3 protein-coding genes and 1 pseudogene are annotated in these 6,412 nt (G+C 43.6%); 1 reads left to right on the plus strand and 3 read right to left on the minus strand.

Annotation, left to right across the window (positions count from 1 at the left end):
• Nucleotides 1-6: 6 nt before the first annotated feature.
• Genes ACVA6Q_RS18725 through ACVA6Q_RS18735 form a run of 3 tightly spaced genes read right to left on the minus strand, consistent with a single transcriptional unit; the run spans nucleotide 7 to nucleotide 4,945 of the window.
• Nucleotides 7-1,386: a TolC family protein gene (locus ACVA6Q_RS18725; protein ID WP_446648527.1), complete on the minus strand. Its 1,380-nt coding sequence runs from the start codon at nucleotides 1,384-1,386 to the stop codon at nucleotides 7-9.
• Nucleotides 1,361-3,595, minus strand: coding sequence for a response regulator (locus ACVA6Q_RS18730; protein ID WP_446648528.1), 2,235 nt, complete (start codon nucleotides 3,593-3,595; stop codon nucleotides 1,361-1,363). Before ACVA6Q_RS18730 ends, ACVA6Q_RS18725 begins: the two co-directional genes overlap by 26 nt.
• A gap of 3 nt (nucleotides 3,596-3,598) precedes the next feature.
• The gene (locus tag ACVA6Q_RS18735; RefSeq protein ID WP_446648529.1) at nucleotides 3,599-4,945 is read right to left on the minus strand and encodes an HlyD family type I secretion periplasmic adaptor subunit; all 1,347 of its coding nucleotides are present in this window, start codon (nucleotides 4,943-4,945) and stop codon (nucleotides 3,599-3,601) included.
• A gap of 943 nt (nucleotides 4,946-5,888) precedes the next feature.
• On the opposite strand from ACVA6Q_RS18735, the pseudogene ACVA6Q_RS18740 reads away from it, so the two are divergent.
• Nucleotides 5,889-6,412 (plus strand): annotated as a pseudogene (locus ACVA6Q_RS18740) (tandem-95 repeat protein); the annotation flags it as partial.

Consider the following 6,412-nt stretch of genomic DNA (forward strand, 5'->3'; position numbering starts at 1 on the left):
TCACTGTCAGTTTTTTAAGTGCTCGGGTATCACATCCATATCGCGAATGCTGGACTCATTGACCATCAAGGCCATTATTTTTTCTATGCTCAGTGGGGATAAATTCCCCACCGTTTTATCAAGTCGAATTGATTCAATAACATAATCGTATTTTGCGCTTTCATAATCCCGAATGGCACTAAACAACTTGCTCTCTGCGGCAAGCAAGTCGGTGAGGGTGCGCGTGCCCAGGTCGTAAGCCCTCTTAATTCCATTGTAGGAAGAATAATTAGCACGAATAATATTTTCGAAGGTGAAAATCGATTGAGAGAAATCGTTGATGTTAAGAATGGAGGTTTCTAAGTCATTTTTGACAGTGTTACGCGTGTCGAGAAGCAGCAGCTCATTGCGCTCTATTGTTTTTTCATTCTTCTTATAAGCATAGTAATCAGAGCCACCGGTCGTGATTGGAACGGTTAGCGTAAGCCCAAGAGACTTAGAGTCGCTAATCCCTGTCGCACCGGGTGAGGTAATCGGATCGAAGTTGTTGGTGTCGTCATGTCGATAACTGGCGCTCGCGGACAGACTTGGTGCAAAATTGGAGCCTGTTTCTTTCAGCGATCTGAAGCTTCGCTCAAGTGTTTTCTCAGAGACGATAATGTCGTTGTTGTACTGCATCGCTTGCTCAAGTAAATCGCCACTGCGTTCAAACGTGATTTCTGACAATATCAGGCTTCGCTCTAAATCTTGAGTTGGTATGACAGGATATTGTGTGAGTAACTCCAGTGTATTGAGGATCACATCCTTGTCTTTACCTAGGGTTCTTAAACGATTGGCAATCCCTTCCTTTTGCGCCACCACCTCATAAAGCTCACTTGCAGCTACATTTCCAAGCTCCACATTACGTTGCATTTGTTTGAGTCTCGCGAGCGAAGAGTCAAGCTCTGCTTTCGTAGCTCGAGTTTGAGCGCCATTTTTTAAGTACTCAAAGTACTGAACGGCAATCTCTTGAATGATCTCTTGAGTTTTATTCTCGTTCTTAATCTCTTCAATATTGAAGTCCAGTTTCGCCGTGCCGTACTTGTAGATATCCGCAAGATTAAACAAACTTTGACTAAGTGAAACGCTATAACCGTGGTCATTGTAGCTATTAGTGGTGTCATCGGTGTTACTAAGAACGGTACGGTTACCACTCCAGGTGCTGGTCGCATTGGCTGAAACGGTAGGGAGAAATTTTGAACGGCTGACATCAATGTTGTAGGCGTTCTCTTCAACACCTTTTCGACTCGCAATAAGCGACACATTGTTGTTCAAACCGATCTGTACCGCCTCCAGCAACGTTAATGCTTGAGAAGGAAAGCTAACAACGATAAAAGCACAACTAACTAATCTTCTGATAGGCCACATATTTTTTGATCACCTTGAGAATTTCATCGCTTTTGTAAGGCTTGCTAATGACGTAATCCATACCGGCTTCGATACATGCTTTATGTTCCGCAACGCTGGTCAATGCAGTTGCTCCGATGATCGTAGAAGGAATGGAAATATCGTTTTCTTTTTCGTGTTCACGTATCAGGCGAGTTGCCTGTATGCCACCCATGCCCGGCATAATACAGTCCATAAAGATGATGTCAGCGCGCTGTTTCTTAACCCATTCGACCGCTTCTGAGCCATCACCCACGGTATCGGCGTTGTATTCTTGTTTCATCAAAATACGCTTGAGTAGGAACTGCTGTACCTTGTCATCTTCAACAATTAAGAATGAGCTGTTTTCTAAGGTCTCTTCAACGGACTCAGCTTCCAAAGATTCACGTAAGTGAGGAATAAACTCATGGGGTAAGATGGGGCTGAAAAAGACTTTATCGACGAACTCATGAGTGATCTGAGCCAGTTCGGAGGTGCTCGACATCAAAAACAGCTTAGTGCCGGTGGGTTTTAGTCGCTTGCTTAGCGTTTTACTGAAAGGCGCTATTTGGATACCTTCAATGGCATCTGTGATGATGACGCCATCTACTTTATTTTCAGAGGGGTTAAGACGGAAAAGCTCATTCGGATCATCACAGACGGTAAACTTAGCACCATTCATCGTAAGTACATTGGTTAATATCTCCAGCGATAACATACCAGAGCTACAAACGATGAGATTCTTACCTTCTAATGTACTTGAGTTAGGTGCGAAGTAGCTTTGAGCTTCAAGATCAACTTCTACTTGGAAGCGTCGCTGCTTACCAGATTCGAACCATTTAGAATTAAAGTGACCAACATTACCAAGGATTGATTTTGTCCATTCGTCATTGCTTCCCATTGAATCTGCACGTTCAGACCAGTGTAGCGAATCAACCTTAGCCATTTTCACATTTGTGTTGGTGAGAAATGTAAGTGACAACGTAACTCTTGAGCGTTCGACGTCTAGACCACTACCAGTCTCTACTTTAAACAGCACGTTTCTGTCGGTTTGAACTTGCAAAGCGTTGGAGAGCTTTAGGAAAAGCATCCAAAACAGGCTAGTTTGGTGACCCAGCACCATAGCAGGTACACTTCCAATGAACGCACACTCGAGAGTTAGGTTTTCACGCTGGAGTTTAGACTTCATATGGATTGTCAGTTCAGAAACGACATCTAAGAAAGAAAACGCGCTACTACTTTTATCCCGACCTTGAGAGAGGAGTCGATTGTAGTTTTCAGCTAGTTCAGAGAGGGTATTAGCAGCAGAAGTTATGTCCTGAGCGAGAACGGCTGTGTTCTCATCTGCATCTTGGACAAGATAATGAATTCCGCCTTTGATGGTATTGGTTATCCCGCGAATTTCATAACCAATTAGCCCGTAGAGCTGTTGATTCAAGTCGGCATCTTGTTGCTGCTTGTCTACCTTTTCATGGAGCAATCTCAACTTCGAATAAATGCTACGCTCAATGGGGTCAATCTCTGTAGTACTGAGTATCTCTTCGATTTTTGATGAGTCTAGTTCATCCAAACGCTCAGCGAGAGACTCAAAACTCTGATTTACAGAACGGCGATCACGAACCGTTTTCTTTAGTCGATTCCAGCCTCCAAGAACGACAGCAATGGCAATAATAGCAAGCATCGGAAAAATAACGATAATAATGTTCACAGAAGATCGAATATCCTCAACAACTTGTTTGTGCTCAACAAAGAACAGATCGTCAAACCGGTTACGGATCTCTACGTAATTGTTGCTAAGGGTTGTCCGAAGCAGGTGGTAGTGTTCTCTCTTAGGAGAGTCTTGGGCGAAATATCGATTGATCGCGAGCTGCACGTTACTGTATTCCACAGCACCGACTAAACTGACTTGTTTTTTGTCCAATGCGGCCAACGCTTTGAACGCGGTCATTTCATTCATTAATGACTGAGCTTGTTGGCTAACGTCATCACATTCAGTATTTTGAAGGCACATATCTAGGGTAAGGATAGTGGATTCGAGTGCTGTGTTTAGCTTCTCGGTTTGAGCAATTAATGGCGTAGTGAATGTGCTTTCTTTGGGAGCCGCTGTGTAGTACTGATACGCAAACCAGAGACCAATAGCCGAAAGGCACAGTAAAACTACTATGCCTAATTTGATCACTGGGAAGCTGTATACTTTGTACCGCGGCTTCATGGTTTAACGCTCGTCAAATGCATCTTCAATTGCCGACATTACGGGTTTCGCAGCGTACTCTATGACGCGTCTATCGCCGGTTTTTATATCTGCCGTAAACTCCATAAATGGTGAGAGACTGTACTTAGTCCCAGAACGTTCAAGAAAATCATGTTCTATCGTAATTTTCGCTAAATAGTACTCCGTTTCTTCTTCCTCATAAGAGGAGCGACTGATCGAGGAAATCTTGCCTGGCATAAAACCGTACTTGGCAAAATTGTAGGTATCAAACTTAAGCTTTACCTCTTGACCAACTTCAACAAAACCCATCTCTTTACGAGGGATCTTCGCTTCGCCGTGTAAGGTATTATTTAAAGGTGCAATATCGGCAATACTTTCGCCCGGAGGCACCACCGCGGAGCGAAAATTAAAATGCACTTTATCAACAACGCCATCTACGGGAGAATAAACTACGAGACGATTGACTTTATCCGTATGCTGAGGCTGCTGTATTCGTTTAATGTCGAGATCTTTATTAGCTTGAATTATTTGTGCTTGATACTCCGCGTTCCTATTTACAATCAGATCGTTAAGCTGTTTTTCTAACCTTAGCAGCTGAAAATCTTCATTCATGAGAGATTCATCGAGGTTTTCGATTTCTCTCACCATATTAGACTCTTGAACCTGCATGTTTAGTACGTCTACGTAAGAGGCCATTTCTTCGTTGTACAGCGTTTGCTTAATTTCAAGCTGTTTACGGATTAACTTAAGCTGGTTAAGAGAGCTGACGCGTCTTTTCTTCATTGATGCAATAAGGCGATCTTTGTGTTCGATATCATGTTTGATCAATGCTTCCGCAGAGACATTTTTAGCGTTCTCTTTAAGCCATGTCTCCTGATTCACCAGCACAAGATCGGGAAAATCGGAATAGGGCGTGTAGTCAGGTTCTTTTTGAGCGATTAAGCTTAAGTAGCGAAGCCTATCGAGTTCAAGTTGAGCGATTTCCGCATTCATTGTTGAAAGCTGTGAGTTTCTTTCGATGGCTCTAAGCTTAGCGATTGGCTGGCCTTCGTAAACAATGTCACCCGGCTTAACGAGCATTGAATCAAGTATTCCGCCTTCAAGGTGCTGAACTTTCTCTATATCAGATTCGAGTAAAAGCTCACCTCTAGACGAAACCACAATATCGATACGAGCTTGAGACGCAATACCAAGCAGAATCAGAATGATAAAGAAAGTCAAAAGTAGGGTTTTATGAACTGTAGTCATTGCACTCTTTATTTCAACCGCTTCAACATAATCAGACTCGGATTTATCCGTGTTTTGAATTAAGGCATTTCTGATGTGATGTTCGATATTACTTTTACTCACGACCGCCTCCCGGATAACAACCTAAACTATAGTATTAAATATACGTGATAACAGTATCTTAGGTTTAGATTGCACATAAATCACCTTAACTAATAGCTAAGTATAACAATGCTCATTTTTCAAAAAAAAATCCTTGTTAATCTGTAGTTTGTGTTTAGTTGCGTAACTAAGTATTTTTATCACTCACAGATTCCTAATATTTCATCTAAACTTTTTGCTTTTTTATCGCAAAAAATGCCTTGTCTTTCGTGTTTGTTGTCCTTTACTGCGTTACTAGGAAGTGTCTGATTTAAAGCGCTGACAACGCGACGGAGGCAACATGGCTGACAACAACGAAAACAACCCTCTCAATGATGCGGTCGAACAAGTAGAAACCGGTAATGATGGTACGGAGCAGCAGCAGGCTCAGCAGAACCAACAAAACACGATAGCGACAACCATTGCAACGGGGGCTGATGCTGCCGATGCAGCTGACGATGCTAACCAAGCAATGGAAGATGATCCTAGCGGCGCCGGTGCGTCAAGTGAAGGTGATGATACCGGTGGTGCGCAATCTGCTCAGCCTGTAGATAGTGAAGCAGCCACCTCCGAAGGCGCTCAGTCAGGCGTTGTCGATAGTCAAATGACTGACAGTGGAGCCACAACCGATGCAGGTTCTGGTGGTGCTGGTGGAGCAGGCGCTGGCGCACAAAGTGTGGGCGGACAAGATTCTGAAGGCTCTGATGGCGGCAGTGATGCTGAAGGACAAACTCAGCAAGCTTCTGGCGCACCACAAGCTGCAGCCGCTTCACCTGCCGCAGGTGCTGGCGAAGGGGATGATTTTGACACGCAAACTGACAGCGAAACGTTTGAAGTTAACGTTCTTGATGAAGGCGAGCAAGCCAACCTAAATCAAGAGCGATTGGATGACGACTTTGACTCCGAAACAACGGAGCAAACATTCGAAATCCAAGTCGAAGATGTAAACGATGAGGCAGAAGTCGAAGATGTTGCTTACACCATTCAAGAGGATGGTTCACTCACCTTTACAGACGCACAGCTTTTAGCGGGGGCTACTGACGTAGACGGTGATGACCTTACCGTTGCTGATGTAAGTTACACCGGTACCGATGGTGTTTTCACCGACAATGGTGATGGTACATACACTTTCTCTCCAAATGAAAACTTTAATGGCGAAGTTGATCTAAGTTTCTCTGTCAGCGATGGAACTACAACAACGGAAGCCAATATTGATGTGACTGTCGAAGCCGTTAACGATCTACCTGTCGCGGGGTCAACGACTTACTCAGTTAACGAAGACGGCATTATCACAATTAGCGATGATCAGTTATTAGCTAATTCGAGTGATATTGAAGGAGACGTTTCCGTCAGCGACGTTTCCTACTCAGGTACAGACGGTATTTTCACTGACAATGGTGATGGTACCTACAGCTTTGCACCAAATGAAAACTTCAACGGTAATGTCAG

It is taken from the genome of Vibrio sp. DNB22_10_4 (assembly GCF_052879755.1).